At 26.6% G+C, this 20,165-nt stretch carries 17 protein-coding genes and 1 riboswitch; all 17 genes read right to left on the minus strand.

The features are described from left to right. Window positions 1-57: 57 nt before the first annotated feature. Window positions 58-1,689, minus strand: coding sequence for a thiamine pyrophosphate-binding protein (locus NG904_RS01590; RefSeq protein ID WP_252229355.1), 1,632 nt, complete (start codon window positions 1,687-1,689; stop codon window positions 58-60). Continuing rightward, on the minus strand, window positions 1,676-2,143 hold the full coding sequence (locus tag NG904_RS01595; protein WP_252211705.1) for a hypothetical protein: 468 nt from the start codon (window positions 2,141-2,143) through the stop codon (window positions 1,676-1,678). Before NG904_RS01595 ends, NG904_RS01590 begins: the two co-directional genes overlap by 14 nt. A gap of 313 nt (window positions 2,144-2,456) precedes the next feature. Then, window positions 2,457-2,612, minus strand: a complete 156-nt coding sequence (locus tag NG904_RS01600) for a hypothetical protein (protein ID WP_252229357.1) — start codon at window positions 2,610-2,612, stop codon at window positions 2,457-2,459. 107 nt (window positions 2,613-2,719) lie between these two features. Continuing rightward, window positions 2,720-3,091, minus strand: coding sequence for a hypothetical protein (locus tag NG904_RS01605; protein WP_252211703.1), 372 nt, complete (start codon window positions 3,089-3,091; stop codon window positions 2,720-2,722). Window positions 3,092-3,542: 451 nt separating this feature from the next. Then, window positions 3,543-5,009: a methyl-accepting chemotaxis protein gene (locus NG904_RS01610; RefSeq protein WP_252229359.1), complete on the minus strand. Its 1,467-nt coding sequence runs from the start codon at window positions 5,007-5,009 to the stop codon at window positions 3,543-3,545. A gap of 299 nt (window positions 5,010-5,308) precedes the next feature. After that, a complete protein-coding gene (locus NG904_RS01615) occupies window positions 5,309-6,031 on the minus strand; it encodes an amino acid ABC transporter ATP-binding protein (protein WP_252211701.1) in 723 nt (240 codons plus the stop codon). Next, entirely contained in the window at window positions 6,018-6,677 is a 660-nt protein-coding gene (locus NG904_RS01620) for an amino acid ABC transporter permease (protein WP_252211700.1), read from the minus strand. The genes NG904_RS01615 and NG904_RS01620 overlap by 14 nt, the downstream gene beginning before the upstream one ends. 72 nt (window positions 6,678-6,749) lie before the next feature. After that, the gene (locus tag NG904_RS01625; RefSeq protein ID WP_252229361.1) at window positions 6,750-7,586 is read right to left on the minus strand and encodes an ABC transporter substrate-binding protein; all 837 of its coding nucleotides are present in this window, start codon (window positions 7,584-7,586) and stop codon (window positions 6,750-6,752) included. 389 nt (window positions 7,587-7,975) lie between these two features. Continuing rightward, window positions 7,976-10,087 carry a HelD family protein gene (locus tag NG904_RS01630; protein WP_252229363.1) on the minus strand — a complete coding sequence of 704 codons (2,112 nt, stop codon included), beginning with the start codon at window positions 10,085-10,087 and terminating at the stop codon, window positions 7,976-7,978. A 163-nt stretch (window positions 10,088-10,250) separates the two neighbouring features. Continuing rightward, on the minus strand, window positions 10,251-12,317 hold the full coding sequence (ftsH, locus tag NG904_RS01635) for an ATP-dependent zinc metalloprotease FtsH (RefSeq protein ID WP_252229365.1): 2,067 nt from the start codon (window positions 12,315-12,317) through the stop codon (window positions 10,251-10,253). A gap of 44 nt (window positions 12,318-12,361) precedes the next feature. Continuing rightward, window positions 12,362-12,580: a DUF3006 domain-containing protein gene (locus NG904_RS01640; RefSeq protein ID WP_252211696.1), complete on the minus strand. Its 219-nt coding sequence runs from the start codon at window positions 12,578-12,580 to the stop codon at window positions 12,362-12,364. Between the two features lie 134 nt (window positions 12,581-12,714). Then, window positions 12,715-13,242 (minus strand): signal peptidase I, encoded by a 528-nt coding sequence (gene lepB / locus NG904_RS01645; protein ID WP_252211695.1) that lies wholly within the window; start codon window positions 13,240-13,242, stop codon window positions 12,715-12,717. A 66-nt stretch (window positions 13,243-13,308) separates the two neighbouring features. Then, window positions 13,309-13,827, minus strand: a complete 519-nt coding sequence (lepB, locus tag NG904_RS01650; RefSeq protein ID WP_252211694.1) for a signal peptidase I — start codon at window positions 13,825-13,827, stop codon at window positions 13,309-13,311. A gap of 325 nt (window positions 13,828-14,152) precedes the next feature. Beyond that, window positions 14,153-15,448 carry a diaminopimelate decarboxylase gene (gene lysA, locus NG904_RS01655; protein ID WP_252229367.1) on the minus strand — a complete coding sequence of 432 codons (1,296 nt, stop codon included), beginning with the start codon at window positions 15,446-15,448 and terminating at the stop codon, window positions 14,153-14,155. 212 nt (window positions 15,449-15,660) lie between these two features. Then, window positions 15,661-15,829, minus strand: a riboswitch (Lysine riboswitch). Window positions 15,830-16,065: 236 nt separating this feature from the next. Beyond that, on the minus strand, window positions 16,066-16,740 hold the full coding sequence (locus NG904_RS01660) for a hydrolase (protein WP_252211692.1): 675 nt from the start codon (window positions 16,738-16,740) through the stop codon (window positions 16,066-16,068). 924 nt (window positions 16,741-17,664) lie between these two features. Next, complete coding sequence (locus tag NG904_RS01665) at window positions 17,665-18,426, minus strand: peptidoglycan recognition protein family protein (RefSeq protein ID WP_252229369.1); 762 nt, start codon at window positions 18,424-18,426, stop codon at window positions 17,665-17,667. A 294-nt stretch (window positions 18,427-18,720) separates the two neighbouring features. Next, on the minus strand, window positions 18,721-19,965 hold the full coding sequence (locus NG904_RS01670) for a methyl-accepting chemotaxis protein (protein WP_252211690.1): 1,245 nt from the start codon (window positions 19,963-19,965) through the stop codon (window positions 18,721-18,723). Between the last annotated feature and the right edge of the window lie 200 nt (window positions 19,966-20,165).

Consider the following 20,165-nt stretch of genomic DNA (forward strand, 5'->3'; position numbering starts at 1 on the left):
AAATTTCTCAGTCCACGAGCTTTATACTAAAATATCATATTTTTCTAAAACATGTTCTTACTTTTTATTCTTTAATGTTTTAAATCTATCTGCTGCTGCAACTTTTTCTGAACCATCAGTTATTATTTCAACTATTATAGGTTCACTGCATGAATATAACTCATCCTTTATTTCATTAAGCTGACTTAAATCTGTTATTTCATATGATTTAATTCCAGCTGCTTCCCCTATTGCCTTTATTGAAACTCTATCTTGAACTACTCCATTAATAGATCTTCCAAATAGGAATGCCATTCCCTGGTCAACGTAATTTAATTTTGCATTATTTATTACAAAGTATACTATAGGTAATGAATATTGTTTTGCTGTTAAAATTTCACTACCATTCATAAATACTGATCCATCTCCAACAACTACAGCATATTTTTCTGTATTTCCACTTAATGCTGCACCTATTGAACCTGCAACACAGTTTCCCATAGCTCCATAATTTAAACTAGCAATAAAATCTGATTCTTTTGGAATAAACAGATATTTATACATATAGTTCATGAATTCACCAATATCACACATATAAGTAGTGCTTGGATTTAATATGTTAGGAAGCATGTCTGCTAATCTTCTAACAGATATTCCTGTATGATCTTTTACATAATCATTATTTAATTTTTCTACTTTATTTAAAGTCACATTTTTATCTTCAATTTTTTCATTTATTATTGATAATGCTTCTGATAATTTATAATATACTTTAAATCTATCAATATGATCTTTATTTAAACTCTTTTTCTTATTATCTATTTGAATAACTTTATTTCCATCATTAAATAATGCATCATTAAAGTTTCTTGTTGCACTTTCTCCAAGACTTGATCCTAATACTAATACACAATCTAACTCTTCTGTATCTGCATAATTTTGAGCAAAATCAGTACTATTAAATCCATAGTTTCCTATGTTAAATTCAAACTCACTATCTATTGAGCTCTTACCTTGAGGAGTAGTAGCTACATACCATCCTAATTTTGATGATAATTTCTTTATAATTTTACTATTTCCTTTAGCACCTCTACCAACTAATATGATACCTTTTTTAGCATCATTTAACATATTGATTGCTGTATTTAGTGATTCTTGATCATAATTATAATCTATTTTTTCAGCTACATAAGTTTTTATATCGTCTTCACTTATTTCTGTTGTAGGTAAGTCCATTGATATTGATAAATGAACTGGACCTTTAGGATCTTGCATTGCTAATTTTACTGCCTTATCTAATTCAGATAATACATCTTCTTTTTTAATAACTGTTTTACTGTATTTTGTTATGCTTTCAGTTATAGGTGCTGTATCTAATTCTTGAACACAACCTTTGCCTATGCTATCACTTGCCGCATATCCACTAATAACAAGCATAGGAATATTATTTATGTATGCATCTGCTATTCCATTTATTGCATTAGTAATGCCTACCCCTCCACATAAAATTGAACAACTAAGTTTTTTACTTAAATCTGAATACTTTCCTGCTGAATAAGTTGATCCTGCTTCATTTTTAGTTACTACAAATTCAACCTTAGTATCATTAAGTGCATCATAAATACTTGCTACATTTCCTGATGGTATACCAAATACGTATTCTACACCACAACTTTCAATATATTTTGCTATAGCTTTAGATAATTTCACGTTTAAACATCTCCTCAATACATAAAATCTTATTATATTTTTTTACAATATTTATTGCTTCTGATTTTTCTTCTTCTGAATATTTATGTTCTTCTTTGAATATTGGCATAGTAATAAAGAAGACTATTTCATCATTTAAGAAAAATGGTATAAGACAAGTTGATACTATCCCAAAATCTCTTAAACAACTTGGTTTACTTGTATCTACAGAAAGCTTGTCTACAAATAGCGGCTTTTTTGTATTCATCATTTCAGATAAATACATATCATCAACTATTTTAAGCATTTTTGAAGCATGATATTTGCTCCAATCTTCAAATGAAATGTCTGTTAATTGTTTGTAATATGGTTTTATATAAGAATCATCAACTATTTTGTGAATTCCTACATCTTCATAATATATTACATCTTCTAATTCTTTGAATAGATTGTTTAGTAATTCTCTTGTGCTCATAATATGTTCCTTTCTGAAATTTAATATTTACCTAAAAACATTATTTATAAAAATAATATAAATATAGTATAATCATTATTATTTTACCATAATATTTCATACTTTGTATAAATATTACATTATTATTATATTAAAACATATTTTCGTACAAATACAACATATTATTTTTAAGCTATGTTTTATTAAAAACATTTGTATAAAATAATAGAAGTAACATTTTTGTTACTTCTATTATCACTTATGTATTCTTATATATTATGTTTAAATCCTAAGTTAAACCTTTACAATAGATTGTATAATCTGCTTGTTATATTTAAAACTTAAATACATTTTTAATTTGCATTCCAGCTATTGTACTTGCTGGCATAAGCATATACTTCTTTTTAAAATTTGAATTAATATAAAGATCACTCATTTTATCAAGAACATATTTATTCCAATTATAACATATAAATATATAATATCCCATAAAATATTATATATTTACATTTTTCTCATAATTTCAGTTAATTTTATCGGTTTTTAAATTGTAAAATAAATTTCTAGTAAAAATATGACTTATAGTATTTTTAAGTTTTATTTTATAAAATTTATATCTGAAATAACTTTCATGTAATCAAATACTTTATTAGCATTTTTCTTTATTTGAATATTAGCTATATCATTTTCTGGCATAACTATATATTTATCTTTAAAATCACAACTTATATATGCATTACATACTTTTTCATAAAATAATTTAGTATCAGGAAAACTCATTCTAAATTCCCTATTATCTATAACTAATATTAAATTACTTATGTCCATTGATTTAATAGTCTTTTTAAAAAGTTCCAGATACTCTTCTGCATCACTTTTAGAAAATAATCCTTCTCCCTTGATTATAAATTTATCATCTTCTACTCTCATAGTGTATTTACATAATAGATTTATTTTTTCTAGTTTCATAATTTCCCCCTATTAAATTAAAGATAAATTTTTTGTTGTTAATTACTTTTAAGTTGACAAAAAAATAAACTTTTATTATGTTCCATTTTTTATTTTTATTTAATCAAATTAAATCTTTTCACTAACTTTCACTACATATACCATATTAATAATTTACTTTTAAAGAAATAATAACATATTTTCTTATAATTTTCCATCTTTTTTTAATTTTCCACATATAAATTATACTTTGGATTTTATTTTATAATAAAAATTTATGTTCAAAAATTTTGTTATTTTAATATGTTTATAATTTCATTATTAATATGTATAATTTTTCAAGGAAATAAATTACAAAATATATTTCAAAGGAGGATTTTATTAATATATATAAAATAAAAATACCATATGTTAGTGATTGAATCGTTTTAACATATGGTATTTAATTTACACTCTAAAATCAATACTAACTTTAACTCTGAATTTCACTAAGTTTAGTACTTAATTCATCTATATTCTTATATGCATTAGATATCCCATCTATATTATTGTTAAGTTCATTAATATTAGCTGATATTTCTTCCATAGCTGATGCTGTAGTTTCAACATTTTCACTTATATTATCCACTTCTGTTACCGTTTTTGAAAATACAGTAACTAATCCTTTAATTTGTTGATTTACATTATCTGAATGATTTAATACATTTCCTGTATTACTATTTATATTTTTAAATAAATCTTTTACTGTATTTGTATGTTCATTGCACACTTCTATTGATTTCTTTTCTTTTACTATTTCATCTGATACAGCATTAGTTCTTTCAGATATACTATTTAATATAGATATTATTTGGTTTGTTGATTCTTTAGAGTTTTCTGCTAGTTTTTTTACTTCATCTGCAACAACTGCAAATCCTTTGCCATGCTCTCCAGCTCTTGCTGCTTCTATCGATGCATTAAGTGCTAAAAGATTTGTTTGTCCTGCTATTTCACTTACAGTATCTATAATTTTTACTATCTTTGAATTTTCTTCATTTAAATTATTAATTAATGTTACAGTGCTTATAATATTATCTTTTACTTTAATCATTTCACTTGATAAATCTTCAACTTTACTAGCTCCCTCTAAAACAACATCTTTTGTAGAAGATGATAATTCCGACATAATTTCCACTGCATTTGTTACTTCTCCTAACCCTTGCTCTCCAAGTTGCATAAATGATTGGATATTATTCATAGTTTCAACTTCTCTTGTTGCTTTATTTGCAACTTCATTTGAGGCCACTGATATTTGTTCTGATACTCCTGCAGTTGTATTAATACCCTCACTAATGATAGAACTTGCTTCATTTAAAGATTCTATTGTTTCACTAAGCTTACCTAATAAAAGCTCTGTCTTAGATTTTGATTCATTACTTTCTTTAATTTTCTCTTCCAATATAATGTAAGTACGTTTTGTCATTATACATAATAATGTGCATATAACTAATCCACTTCCAATATATAAAAGTAAAAATATTAATTGATCATATCCTATGTTTGAAAACATTGTTTCTTTATTTTTCATAAAAAAATAGCTCATACAAACAGCACTAGATATACATTGAAGAACTATTGGAATTGTCTCTTGATATAATATAATTAAAAAAATTGCTGAATAAAATATCATAAAATTAGATATTGTTGGTGACGTGCTCATTAATATTACACCAATTGTAGATATTGAAAATACCATGAAATACATTGATATATTAATACATTTTTTCTTTATTAAAATAAATTGTATAATGCTTAATACTATACCTGAACCTATTATTCCTACAACTGCCATTATAGGTGCTTTTAAATAATAATCAAAAATACCTCTTAATAATACTGAACTTAAAAATAGTACAAGCAAAATTTTATTTTTCATGTCTATAATTTTTTTGTTATCCATTCATTCTTCCCCCTATGTAGAATTATATCCTTATATTTTAAGACACAATTTTGTAAACTTATGAATAAATTTTGTTTTTATGCATTTAAATAGTATTTCCTACGTGTATAATATTAACATATTTTATTATATTTGTATATGATTTTACATTTAATTATATTTTATTTGCATAAAATTATACATAAAGTTACATAATATACAAAATAGTATTAATCTTACTAAAATAAAAAAAGCCAATAAACAACAAGTATTTTTCTACTTATTATTTATTAGCTTATTTATTGTCCCATTTGAAAAACTTAAAGCACTTTAGATAAAAAGTCTATTGTTCTTGGACTTTTAGCATTCTTAAACACTTCTTCTGGAGTACCCTCTTCTATTATATTTCCTTCATCCATAAAAAGTATTCTATCTCCAACTTCTCTTGCAAATCCCATTTCATGAGTTACAACTACCATAGTCATACCTTCTGAAGCAAGATTTTTCATAACACTTAAAACTTCTCCTACCATTTCTGGATCTAATGCTGATGTTGGTTCATCAAATAGCATGACATCTGGTTCCATAGCTAATGCTCTTGCTATTGCTATTCTTTGTTTTTGTCCACCAGATAATGATGCTGGATATTCATTTGCTTTATCTTTAAGCCCTACTTTATCTAATAAATCTACTGCTTTACTTTCTGCTTTTTGCTTTGATAATTTTTTTACCTTCATAGGAGATAATGTTATATTATTTAATACTGTCTTATGTGGGAATAAATTAAATTGTTGAAAAACCATACCCATTTTTTCTCTCATCTTATTTATATCCACAGCTTTTGATGTTATATCTTTTCCTTCAAACTCAACTACTCCAGAGCTTGGATCTTCTAATAAATTAAGACATCTTAAAAATGTACTTTTTCCAGAGCCTGAAGGTCCAATTACAACAACAACTTCACCTTTTTTTATATGACAATCTATTCCTTTAAGAACTTCATGTTTTCCAAAACTTTTGTGTAAATCTTTAACGTATATCACTTACCTTCATTCTCCTTTCTACATATCCTAATGCTCTTGTTAGCGTAAATGTAATTATAAAATATACAACTGCTGCCACTATGACAGGTTCTAATCCTAATGCAGTATTTCCTTTTACAGTATTTGCATTATACATAAGTTCAGCTACACCAATTACAGAAACCATTGAAGATTCCTTAATTACTGATATAAATTCATTTCCTAAAGCAGGTAATATATTCTTAAATGCTTGAGGTATTATTATATTAAACATAGCTGTTTTTTGATTCATACCTAAACTTCTCGCTGCCTCCATTTGCCCCTTATCAACGGCTTCAATACCAGCTCTAATTATTTCAGAAACATATGCTGAAGAATTAAGCGCTAATGCTATTGCTCCTGTCGTTATATCAGATAAATCTATACCTAATAATTTAGGTAATCCAATATAGATTATGTATATTTGAACTAGAAGAGGAGTTCCTCTAACAAATTCTACATAAACTGTACCTATCATTCTTAATATCTTAAATTTTGAACGTCTTAAAAGAGTTAAACCAAGCCCCATAATCGTTCCAAAAAGTACTGCAAAGAATGCTAATACTATTGTAATTTCTGCTCCACTTAAAAAGTATCCATAGTATTTTTCTAAAAATGTAAAATTCAAAATTTCTCCTCCTCTCTATTTCCACCCCTGGGGTCCAATAAATNNATTTATTGGACCCCAGGGGTAATCAATTTATTCCACCATATCATTTGCTTCTATTACAAATTGATCTATTTTACCTTCGTCTTTTAATTTTTGTATTGTTTTATTTATTTCACTCTTTAAATCATCTGAACCCTTATTCATTGCTATTGCTGATCCACCTTCTGAATCTTCTAATATAACATCTGTTAAAGCTATATCTGAATTCTTTTCACAATTAAACTCTGCTACTGGTAATTCTACTAATATTGCATCTACTTTATTATTTTTTAAATCTAATACTAAATCAGTAACTTTTCCTAATGCTTTCTTTTCAGCATCTGGAATTTTATCATTAGCTAGACGTTCTTGGATTGATCCTTTTTGTACACCAATCTTCTTATCCTTTAAATCATCAAGTGATTTTATATTTCCTTCTTCACCTTTTCTAACTATAAATCCATGTTTTGCTGTATAATATATATCTGAAAAATCAGCATTTTCCTTTCTTTCATCAGTTGGTGTCATACCTGCAAATACCATATCCACCTTCCCTGCTTGAAGAGCTATAAGTAATCCATCAAAATCCATATCATTTATTTGTAATTCTACGCCTAAATCTTCAGCTAATGATTTTGCCATACTAATATCAAATCCTACAATTTGATCTTTCCCATCTACTTCTTTATGAAATTCATATGGTGGATAATCTGCACTTGTTCCAACAACAAGCTTACCTTTTTGTTTTATTGATTCAAGCACTGATGCTGATTCTTTTGAACCTTTACTTCCTTCTGTATTTTTGTTTCCTGAACATCCAATTATACTTATTGCCATTGCCCCAATTGCCACAACTAATCCTAATTTTTTTAATAAACCTTTATTCATTACTAACGCCCCCTAATTACTTACTTAAAAATTTATTTGCTTTTATTTACTTCGTGGTATAATTATACACCATACATTTATATTTATGCAATAGCAAATGTATAATTATTTAATTTTTATTTATATTAATTAAATAATTATTTTTAATATACTATTAAATCTTGTTTTTATTTGATAATACGTAAAAATAAAGAGGTATAAATCAACATTTTAGTTTATACCTCTATCTTTAAATTATTTATTATGTATTTTTATTCTTATTTTCTGCATAAATGGTGACAGTCACCCACTTATCCACCTTGCATAAATGGTGACTGTCACCAACTTGGCCAAACATGCTTAATAGCAGCTACTAAAATTAAAGTAGCTGCTATAATTTGTTTAATGTTTTATTTTTTCTTAATAAATGAAAGTCTATGAAGTGCTCTTGTACACATAATATATTTTACTAATGGATCAATTTCATGATTTTCTATTACTATAACGCCATCAAATTCTAATCCTTTTGCTAAATATGCTGGAATTAACACTTTTCCACCTTTATAAAGTATATCTTCTCTATCAAAGCTTTGAATACTAATCTTTTCTTTAATAATATGAGAAAACTTAGCAAGATCCTTATTTCCATTAAATATAATAGCTATATTTTCAAGACCATCTTCTTCATAATCTTCAATTATTGAAAGAATAGTTTCTACAAATTCATCATCTGAAGATACCTCTTCTTCTATTACTTTTTCCCCATGTCTAACTAATGGAATTATTCTATTATCATCCAAAAACTTAGTTGCATATTCCATTATTTCTTGAGTAGATCTATAACTCTTATTTAATGCATACTCTTGTACTTGTACATGCATCTTTTCCTCATTAAATAAAGGTTGTAAATTTAACATAGCTGGTTCTTCATTATTATTTATTAATCTTTGATTAGAATCTCCAACTATTGTATAACTTTTGCATCCTGTAAGCCCTTTTATCACTTCAAATTGTATAACACTATAATCTTGAGCTTCATCTATTACGATATGTTTAATTTCTTCTTTGATTCTTTTTCCATCTAATTTAATCATTAAATATAATATTCCACTTAAGTCCATGTATCCAAGTTGCTCAGTATCTGTTATATTTTTATAAATATTTATTATATCTTCATGACTTATCCAAGAATCCAATTCTTTTCTTGAATTAATTACATTTCTTACAATTTCTCTAATTTTCATTCTCTTTAAATATTCTAAGTTATTCTTTTCTATTTCTAAATCATCACTTGATAAAGAAGCTAATTTTTCTTTCATTTCCTGATTTAATTTATATACTTCTGCATCTCTTTTATCTTTTATTTTAGATATAAGTACCCTTTTTATTTTTTCACTTCTTCTAAATAGTGGCATGTATTTATAATGTATATCAAATAGCTCTTTAATCTCTTTAATTCCTACTATTTCTTCGCCATTAAAAATTATTGGTTTAATATCAAAGTAATTTTGGCTTAATTTTTTTATTTCATGATTTAATAAATCTAAGAATTTTTTAGAACTTTTATATTGGTATTCTGCAAGAGCTGTTTTATTTCCACTCATAGCTTCTTCTATATATCTACTAAAACTTTTTATATATAAATTATCTATTCCTAATTCTTTTATAGCAAAGTTTTCAAATATCATTTGTTTTATTCCCTCTTCACCTAATGAAGGAAGAACTTGAGCTATGTAATCCATAAATATATCATTTGGTCCAAAAATAAGAACCTTATTTCCAAATTGTTTTCTATAATTATAAAGAAGATAAGATATTCTATGTAATGCAATAGTTGTTTTTCCTGAACCTGCAACTCCGTTTACAACTACAACCTTATTCTTATCACTTCTTATTATTTCATCTTGCTCAGATTGTATCGACATTACTATATCTTTGAGTTTATCAGATGAATTTTCAGTAAGAACCATTTGAAGTATTTCATCTTTAACATCTACTTCTGAATCAAATATACCTTTAAGTTCACCTTTTTTTATTATTATTTGTCTTCTAGAAAGTATATCTGTATCAATTTTTCCTGTTGGACACATATAACTAGACTTTCCTAATATACCTTTATAAAATAATGATGCAATAGGAGCTCTCCAGTCCACAACTACAGATTCATAAGTTTTTTCTACAGTTAAACCATATCTACCTATATAAAGTTCTTCTGGTAAATTTCCATCTTCCATAAAAGTTACTTTACCGAAATAAGGTACTTCCTTTAAACTAGTAAATTCTTTTAATCTTTTATCTATTGTCTTATAAGCTTCTTCTTTTACGTAATTTTCATGGTCAAAGTAATCTATAACTTGATCTTCATCATCTTTATATTCTTCAATAAATTTTTTTCTTGATTGCAGAATTTGATTAGTTATATCTTTTCTTTTTTGCAGATAATTAAGTATTTCACCGCTTAAAATTTTTTCAACTTCTTCTAACTTATTTTGTTCCATTAAAAATTCTAAATTTTGATTCAAATTAATTGTCCCCCTTGCTTCCTAAAGTAAATTTTCTTGATTTGAAAACATAAGGTTCAGATAATTCAACTTATTTTTTAAGCTAAATCAATCTAAACCTTACTATTAAACACTAGAGTTTTTATTTTAATTATGTTTAAAGATATTATTTTTCATCTTCTGATTACTTTGTGTCCTCAGATATTTCCTTAGTTAAAGTATCTTCAACTTTAGTTGAATCATCAATTTTTTTGTTTACATTTATTCCAACTTTTTTAAAAAACTCTGATTTTTCTTTTTCTTCATTTTCTTTTCTTATTCTCTCAAACTCTTCTTGTTTCTTTTTTTGCTTTTCCTTTTGTTCTTTATCTTTTAACTCTTTTTCTTTTAATTGTTTTTCTTTCTTTTCTTTCATTTCAGGATATTTCTCATAAACCATTTCCATGAATTCTTCACCAAAAAGAGTCTCTTTATCTAATAATATATTTGAAATTTTATCTAATAAATCTCTATTATCCCTAAGTATTTTTCTAGCTTTTTCATGAGCTTCTCTTATTATCTTTAATGTTTCTTCATCTAACATTGTTGATGTTTGTTCACTGCAATGTCTAACTGCTCTTCCATCTAAATATCTATTCTGTACTGATTCAAGTGCCATCATATCAAATCTATCACTCATACCATATACTGAAACCATACTTCTAGCTGATTGAGTTGCTCTTTCAATGTCATTTGAAGCACCTGTTGAGACAACATTAAATACTTCTTCTTCAGCAGATCTACCACCTAACATAACTGTAATTTGGTTCATTAAATCTTCTTTAGATATAAGATATTTTTCTTCTTCTGGAAGTTGCATCGTATAACCTAATGCTCCCATTGTTCTAGGAACTATTGTTATTTTATGAACAGGATCAGAACCTTCTAGTAATGCTGCCACAAGTGCATGACCTACTTCATGGAATGCTACTAATTCCTTTTCTTTTTTAGATAATATTCTATCTTTCTTTTCTTTACCTGCAATTATAACTTCTACTGCATCTCTTAAATCTTCTTGAAGTACAAGTTTTCTTCTATTTTTTACAGCTCTTAAAGCTGCTTCATTAACAATATTTGCAAGATCTGCTCCTACAGCACCTGGAGTTCCCTTTGCTATCTCATCAAGGTCAACATCATCTCCTAAGTTAACATTCTTAGCATGAACTCTAAGAATAGCTTCTCTACCTTTAAAGTCAGGTCTATCAACTATTACTCTTCTATCAAATCTACCTGGTCTTAAAAGAGCTTTATCTAATATTTCTGGTCTATTTGTAGCTGCAAGTATAACTATTCCCTTTGACGAATCAAATCCATCCATTTCAGAAAGTAATTGATTTAATGTTTGTTCTCTTTCATCATTGCTTTGCATTTGATTATCTCTGCTCTTACCAATTGCATCTATTTCATCTATAAATATTATACATGGTGCTTTAGTTACTGCTTCTTTAAATAATTCTCTAACTCTTGAAGCTCCAACTCCAACAAACATTTCAACAAAACTTGAACCTGAAAGTGAGAAAAATGGTACTTTAGCTTCTCCAGCTACGGCCTTGGCAATAAGTGTTTTACCTGTTCCTGGAGGTCCTACAAGTAAAGCTCCTTTAGGTAATTTAGCACCTATTTCTGTATATCTTTTAGGACAATTTAAGAAGTCTATTACTTCTTTTAATGACTCTTTAGCTTCTTCTTGACCTGCAACATCATCAAATGTTACTCCAATTTCATTTTCTACATAGACTTTAGCATTACTTTTTCCAATTCCCATAATTCCGCCGCCGCCGCCCATGCCGCCGCCTCCCATTCTAGAGAATAAGAATTTCCACATAACGAAAAATAATAACATTGGTAAAATCCAACTAATTGCAAAATCCATAATAGGACTTTGTTTTGGATTTTTACCTGTAAATTTTATTTTAGGATTTGAATTTCTTAATTTATTTATTAAATTTTCATCCTTAATATTAGCTGTATATAAAGTCTTTCCTTTAAATTCACTACTATCTGCTGGTGTAATTATTAAATTTTCTCCTGTTATAACTACCTGTGATATTTTATTTTGATCTATCATTTCATAAAATTCATCATATGATATTTGTTTTGTAGTTGCTGCTTCTCTAATATAGTTTGCAGTACTTATAAACATAAAAACTAGTAAAAAATATATTACCATTGTAATATATCCATTTTTCTTCTTTTTATTGTTACCTTGCATAGTATCATCCTTTCCTTATAATTTGCGAAAATATCTAAAAAACCTTATTTCCACATATTTTTCATCATATTGTTTATTGCTTCTTTTCTTTTTAATGTTTCTTCAACATCTATAATAAATATATCTCCGTTTTTAATCAAAATATCTCCATCTTTTATGTCACCTTTAGTCTTGGAAATCGTAGTTTCTAGCATATCTCCATTGAACGATTCAAGTATGACATGGTTTTCTTCAATTCTATCAACTATATATTTATTCCCCATATTATAAATACCCTCTCTTTATTTTCACTATATTTTAAGTTATTTTTTATATAAAATATAACTCGAAATTTAGCCTTAATCTAAATAAAACATCTTAACAACTAGTATATCATATTATTATAAAATAAGTACTATTAATTCAAGCGACCAAAGTCTTTAAAAGGCCAAATCTTAACCTGTGCCTTTCCTTTTATATCCTCTCCATCTATGTACGGATTAATCCATCTTCTAGCATCATTTGATCTTGCTCTATTATCTCCTAAAAAGAAGTATTTTCCTTCAGGAACATCAAATGTACCATCATAGTCCTCATTATTTTTCACGTAATTTTCAACTAGTTTTTCTCCATTCACACTTACGATTCCATCCTTTATCTCTATATGATCTCCTGGAAGTCCTATAACTCTTTTTATTAGTGTCTGTTGAAGTTCATCTGAATAAAATACAACTATATTTTCATGTTCTATCTTATCTAAATTGTAAATTTTAGTTACAAATAATTTATCTCCTATATTTAATGTTGGAACCATTGATTCACTTGGAATATATACATTATAAACTAAAAATTTATTCACCAAAAATGCTATCACCACTGCTGCAAATATAGGCACTATCCATTCAGTAAAAAAATTTTCTTTTTTTATCTTATTACTTTTTTCCATAAACCCATTCTCCTTTAAGAACCCCAATAATTAAAGTCCCTTTATAATTAATTAGCAATTTATCAACTATTTATACACTTTGAAGTCACTTATAGGATATATTTTTACTTTAGCTTTTCCTTGTATTTTTTCGCTTTTTATATACGGATTTTTCCAGTATCTAGAATCATCTGAATTTGCTCTATTATCTCCTAAAAAGAAATATTCTCCTTCTGGAACATCAAATATTCTATCATAGTCTTCATTATTCTTAACATAATCTTCTGCTAATTGTTCTCCATTTACGCTTACTATTCCATTTTTTATTTCTATATGATCTCCTGGAAGCCCTATAAGTCTTTTTATAAGAATCTCTTTAAGCTCATCAGAATCAAATATAACAATATCGCCTCTCTTTAGATTTTCAGGATTATGAACTCTTGTTGCAACAAGTCTATCCTTAACTTCTAAGGTTGGTATCATTGATCCACTTGTAATCCATACAGTATAAATTAAAAATTTCCATACTAATAATCCTATTACTACGGCACTTATAATTGTTAAACCCCATTCTTTAAAAAAACTATTTTTACTACTATCTTCCATATAAATTCCACCTTTCTGAAATTCCATATATACTACTATACTTTTTGAAATATAAACTAACTACATTATTTTTATAAATACACTATGTAATGTTAGAATTATTTTATCTTAATAGTATAACATAAAGTATTATATTGAAGCATTAAGGATTTATAACAAATTTATTACTTTAAAATAAGGCTAACAGCATGTTGATAGCAGAAAAATTCCTTGTAAAATAAAAAATGTGTATCAAAATTAATAAATCAATTTGATACACACTAAGATATATATATTATCTTGGGAAAGAATATTAATAAAAAGCTAATTTATTAAAAGATAATTATTAAATAACTTCATTTTGTATAAGATCTTCATAGGTTTCTCTTCTACATATAAGTCTTTCTTTATTATCTTTTACCATTATTACTGGTGGTCTTGGAATCTTATTATAATTATTAGACATTGAATATCCATATGCACCTGTTGTCATAACTGCTAAAATATCATTTGACTGTGGTGCTGAAATATTAATATTATTTAATAATATATCTCCTGATTCACAACATTTACCACAAATAGTTACCTTCTCTTTTAGGTCTTTCTCAACTTTATTTGCTAACATACATTCATATTCAGCGTGATATAAAGCCGGTCTTATATTATCTGACATACCACCATCTACTGATATATACTTTCTCACTCCAGGAATATTTTTTATTGCTCCTACAGTGTATAAAGTTATACCTGAATTTCCAACGATGCTTCTACCTGGTTCTATTATTAACGATGGCTTTGATTGACCTGTTCTAGAACAAACCTCATCAACCTTGTTCAATATTGCTTTACAATACTCCTCAGTTGTTTTTGGTTTATCTCCTGTATTATAGTATATACCAAATCCACCACCTAAATCTAGTTCTTTTATTAAATAACCTGTATTTTGTTGAATTTTTTTTATTAAACCTAGCATAATTTCTACTGCATCCTCATATGGTTTAATCTCAAATATTTGAGATCCTATATGACAATGTAGTCCTGATAGTTCAATATTAGTAAGCCCTATTGATTTTTCTATAGCATCTTCTATCATATTAGCAACAGGTGCAAATCCAAATTTAGAATCCACTTGACCTGTTTTTATATACTCATGAGTATGCGCTTCTATTCCAGGTGTTATTCTCAAAAATATTTTTTGAACTTTATTATAACTTGCTGCAATTCTATTTAAAGCTTCCATTTCATAATAGTTATCAACAACAAATCTTCCAACTCCTAGTTTAACCCCTAGTTCAATTTCGTCTAATGTTTTATTATTTCCATGAAATATTACTTTTTCTAAAGGAAAACCTGCTTTATGAGCTGTAAAAAGTTCTCCTCCAGATACAACATCTAGTGATAAATTTTCTTCATTTATTATTTTACACATTTCAAGAGTTAAAAATGCTTTACCTGCATATGCAACTCTATTTGACGAATTATCACACTTAAAATATTTATAATACTCATTACAGTTTTGTCTTATTAAACCCTCATCCATAACATATAATGGTGTACCATATTCCTTTACTAACTCAGTAGATTTAATTCCCCCAATTATTAATTCATTGTTATCAATTTTCATACTTCCAAATAATTTCATTTTTCTACCCTCCAAAAATTTGTCTAAAAACAAAAGTCACAGATATTAATCTGCGACAGGTAGAGTCTACTTAATTAGGATTTTTGTTGCTTATTGCTTATTGCTAAAATCATTAAATAGTATTTTTTAATACTATAATTATTATAACTAATACAAACTAAATCTAAAAATATAAATTTTGATTTAACTTTACTAATTATATCGCAACTATTTCACCTTGTAGCTCTCCACAGTTAGTGACAGTTATGTACATATTTTATACATACCCAGAAATAATTATTTGCATAAAAATTATTTCTTCGGCTATAACACCTTTCTTTATAAATCATCATCTGCCGACTCCTTATAAATACTCATCATTAAAGCACCTCTACCCTAGGTTTTAGGCACATGAAAGAAAATAATAGACCAAATGTGTGTCGTATATTTTTCAAATGTACCTTATTCTATATTTCATTATATTAAATTTTATTATTTTTGTTAAAGATATCATATCACAAATTTAATCTATTTCAATACTTTTCAACCTATATTTTTTAACTTTATTAATTTATTAAAAATTTTGTAATAATTATCAAATAATTTGTTAAACTCATTAACTACAAATCATAGTTTTTTTATTCGTTCCTATATTTGTCCATCAAATCTCCCATTATACTTGCAGATGATGGTGGAGTATAAGTTATAGCATTTGCCCCTGCTTCTATTGTTTCCTTTATTGATGCAATTGTTGGTCCACCAGTTGCAATAATAGGAAATTCAGGATATCTGCTTCTTATGTTTCTCACTATTTGAGCTGTATTTTTACCTCCAGAGACATTTAATATCGTTGCGCCTGCCTCTATTCTTTCAGTAATATTTTCATCTTCTGATACAACTGTTACTACAACAGGTATATCAATAGTAGCTCTTATTTTTCTTATTATTTCATTTGAAGTAGGTGCATTTACTACAACGCCCATTGCACCTTTAAACTCTGCATCCATAGCTAAATTTATAACCCTTTTTCCTTGAGTTATACCACCACCAACTCCACAAAAAACCGGTACATCAGCTGCCATTACAAGTGCTTGTGTTATTAGTGGCTGAGGTGTGAATGGATATACAGCGATAATTGCATCTGCATTAGTATTTCTAATTACAGCAACATCTGTACTAAATAATAATGATTTTATCCTTTTACCAAAAATTTTAATTCCACCACAATCTCTAATTACAGAAGGAACTTCAACTACATGATTTCTTAATGTCCCCTTTATCTCTGGAACTAACTTTGGCTCTTTTGATGCCATTTTTATTCCCCCTCTATTAAGAATTACAAAAGTTATAAATAAGATTACAGTTTAAAAATACTATATATTAATTTATATAAATTAAAGTAATCCACTTTAAGCTAATCCTATATTAACTTTTTTATTAAATATATTATACTCTTTATCATGTAATTTCTTAAAGATATTTTTACTACTTAAATTAAATAATTAAATAAATTTAATAATTTTTTGTTTATATCTCTGAATTTTATACACGTTTTATATAATATTCACAGCATTTATAATAACTTATGCACATTATCCACATATTTTATCCACAGTTTTGTGAATATTGTTAATAAATATTTATTATGCATATTTTTTATCCTTACATCTAACTTTTAATAATATGGTATCGTATTAATTTTTACACATTTCTATATATAGTTACATTTTATTTGGTACATGCTATATATTGAGGTACCTATATTTTGTCTACTTTTATTTATCCCCATATTTATCAACAGGCAATTATTCAATCCACAAAATGTGTACACCCCTGTTTTGGTTAGGTTTATAAGCGTTTCACCTATGTACATTAAAATATTTAATCCACAAAGTTATACACAGATATTTTCGACTTACGTTCATTAAAAAAATTTAAAGTTTTTGTTATATTTTAAATTAATTTTGCTGATTTTAGTTCTACATATTATAGTTTTACTAGTTAAATAAAAGTTATACAAGACATTTTTAGGATAAAAATATATGGCTATGTTTTTAAGTGAATGTCCAAATTTTACATTTGGAAACATGAACTTACTCAGCGAATCTAAATGAGTCGAGTTTCATTTTTAACTTCTGTCCATGAGCTTTATACTACAATATCAATACTGTTTTAAAACATAGCCAAATATATAAAACTATCCCTTGATTACAGGTAACATTTTAATATTATAAATTTTAACTATTAGACAACTCATTTATTTCACTTGTTATTGCTTCTTTTACATTTTCCATAGGAAAATTTTCTCCTGGGCATAAAGTATCATACGTATCTCCATGTCCTTGAACACCAGAAATATTGTATTTTATTATTAGATATGTTGATAACTTCTCTAATGCTTCAATCTCTTGTTCCGTTGGTTCTTCTTCTTCTAAATTTCCTTCTATACATATTCCAAGAGTATTGTTATTTTGCCCTTTTATATGTGCTCCTATTGCTTCTTCTGGTCTCCCCCTATATATAGTCCCATCTTTTCTTATATAAAAGTGATATCCTATTCCAGACCAATTTTTTCCTACATGCATTTCATGTATTTTGTATGGTGTTAAATTACTAGATGCTGCATGATGAAATACAAGCAATATTGGTTTATTATTATACTCTAAATCTCCTGACCATTTATAATCTACTTCTCTTATACCTAATTCTTTCTTTAGACTAGGTAATTTTCTTTGCAAAGTACTTATTCTAATTTTATTTCCTTCATAATAAGGATTATCATTTAAAAATCGTATATATCTACATTTCCCTAAATATCCTGTTACAAGTGACAATACAACTATTCCTATTAATAAGAATACAAGCTTATTTTTAAAACTCTCTTTGTTTATGTTTAGCTCTATTTCCTTAGGACTTATTTTGTATTTTATTTGTGATTTATTTCTATACTTAAGTCTATATTTACTTTTATATTTATTTTTTTCGGTTATACTTGTCATAACATATCCACCCTCTTTCTCATAGGTTACATAATATATTATAAATCATTTTAAGCGTTTTTCCAAATATTGGTTAATAAATACAGATAAATATTTTAAAATAAGGCTCTGTTTTAGGAAAATGTTAATATATGCACTAGGTAAAGTGGCATTTTACTCCGTCCACTTTGCTTATACATATATCAACACATATTTAAAACAGATCCTAAAATAAAAATATGGATAAGTATTCTAATATAATAATGATTAAAATACTTATCCATACTTATTTATACTTGCATTGTATAAAATTAATTATAATTTAAATTCTTTTACTAATTCACTTAAATCTTGTGAAAGTTCTGCTTCCTGTTGTACTACTGATGCAACCTGATCCATAGCTTGTGATGTCTCATGTAATCCATTTTTTATATTATGAGAGTGCTCTGTTGTCACTTCTGAATTCTTTGCTGTACTTTCAATAGCTGCACTAATTTGCTCCATTGATGCCCCTATTTCTTGAGACATTGATGATAATTGAGTTGACATCTCATTTACAAAATATCCATCCTTTTCATAAGACTTTCCTACTGCTCCATATTTCACAAGTATATCTTTTATATCATTTTTTATAAAATGTAAAATATCTTGAGTATGAATTGAAAGATTGCTAAATGCATCTTCAACTTTATCAATTGTGCTTTGAATAGTAATAACTGTTTTAGAAGATTCTTCTGCTAATTTTCTAACTTCTTCTGCAACTACAGCAAATCCTTTTCCAGCTTCTCCAGCTCTAGCAGATTCAATTGCTGCATTTAAAGCTAAAAGATTAGTTTGTTTAGCTATTACATTTATTGCATCAGCCATAACTTTTATTTCTTCTACAACTTTAGCATCTTCAATTGCTTCTAAAATACGTTCTTCCTTTTCAAGGCATACATTTTTTGCATCTTCAATTATAGTCTTGCTATGAACTTCTATTTCATCAGCTTTTTGTTTTATTCTTTCTGAATTTTCATTTGATGTCTGTGCCTTTTCTGCTAATTCTTCCATGCTTGCATTAATTTCTTGTATAGATGCAGATAATTCTTCAATAGTACTACTATTATCTTCTATACCACTTACTATTTTAGTAGTTGACATATCCATCTTTTCCATATTCGATGTTAATTCTTGAATAGATGCAGATATTTGTTGACTTAAAGCAGAAGTATTTGAAGACTTATTTATAGTATCTTTAATTGTTTTTCTAATATTTCCTTGTGCTTTATTTAAAGCTAATACTATTTGTCCAAATTCATCATGTCTTTCTAAAACTATATCTGTTGATAAATCTCCTTCTCCCATTCTTTGAGCTAAAGACTTAATTTTATTTAATGGTTTTATAATACTATTAATTGAAATCATAAAAATAAATGCAATAATTATTATTGATAAAATTAAAAATATAAATTCCATTTTAAAATCAATAGAAAATATAACTCCTACAGTTATTCCTACTGCAAAGGTAAGTATATACAGCATAAGAATTTTTATTTTTATACTAACATCTTTTATCATTTGACAATAAACCTCCTGAGAAATATATTAATTTTGTAAATAAATTAATTATAACATTTTATTTACCTAAATTATATAATCATCTAATATATTTCATAATTAACCATTTAATTACATTTTTATATTATTTTAGATATAATTTCCCACTCATTTTTAGTAATAATAAACACTATTTCAAAATTTATGTTAAAATATCTTTA

Origin of the sequence: Clostridium sp. ZBS15, from assembly GCF_023845705.1 — a bacterium.
GTDB classification, from domain to species: Bacteria; Bacillota; Clostridia; order Clostridiales; family Clostridiaceae; genus Clostridium; species Clostridium aquiflavi.

What these genes read in the sequence shown, in the direction of transcription:
- NG904_RS01595 (WP_252211705.1), bottom strand. Translation starts at nt 2,143, where the DNA reads ATGAGCACAAGAGAATTACTAAACAATCTATTCAAAGAATTAGAAGAT.
- NG904_RS01600 (WP_252229357.1), bottom strand. Translation starts at nt 2,612, where the DNA reads ATGGGATATTATATATTTATATGTTATAATTGGAATAAATATGTTCTT.
- NG904_RS01605 (WP_252211703.1), bottom strand. Translation starts at nt 3,091, where the DNA reads ATGAAACTAGAAAAAATAAATCTATTATGTAAATACACTATGAGAGTA.
- NG904_RS01610 (WP_252229359.1), bottom strand. Translation starts at nt 5,009, where the DNA reads ATGGATAACAAAAAAATTATAGACATGAAAAATAAAATTTTGCTTGTA.
- NG904_RS01625 (WP_252229361.1), bottom strand. Translation starts at nt 7,586, where the DNA reads ATGAATAAAGGTTTATTAAAAAAATTAGGATTAGTTGTGGCAATTGGG.
- ftsH (WP_252229365.1), bottom strand. Translation starts at nt 12,317, where the DNA reads ATGCAAGGTAACAATAAAAAGAAGAAAAATGGATATATTACAATGGTA.
- NG904_RS01640 (WP_252211696.1), bottom strand. Translation starts at nt 12,580, where the DNA reads ATGGGGAATAAATATATAGTTGATAGAATTGAAGAAAACCATGTCATA.
- lepB (WP_252211695.1), bottom strand. Translation starts at nt 13,242, where the DNA reads ATGGAAAAAAGTAATAAGATAAAAAAAGAAAATTTTTTTACTGAATGG.
- lepB (WP_252211694.1), bottom strand. Translation starts at nt 13,827, where the DNA reads ATGGAAGATAGTAGTAAAAATAGTTTTTTTAAAGAATGGGGTTTAACA.
- lysA (WP_252229367.1), bottom strand. Translation starts at nt 15,448, where the DNA reads ATGAAATTATTTGGAAGTATGAAAATTGATAACAATGAATTAATAATT.
- NG904_RS01660 (WP_252211692.1), bottom strand. Translation starts at nt 16,740, where the DNA reads ATGGCATCAAAAGAGCCAAAGTTAGTTCCAGAGATAAAGGGGACATTA.
- NG904_RS01665 (WP_252229369.1), bottom strand. Translation starts at nt 18,426, where the DNA reads ATGACAAGTATAACCGAAAAAAATAAATATAAAAGTAAATATAGACTT.
- NG904_RS01670 (WP_252211690.1), bottom strand. Translation starts at nt 19,965, where the DNA reads ATGATAAAAGATGTTAGTATAAAAATAAAAATTCTTATGCTGTATATA.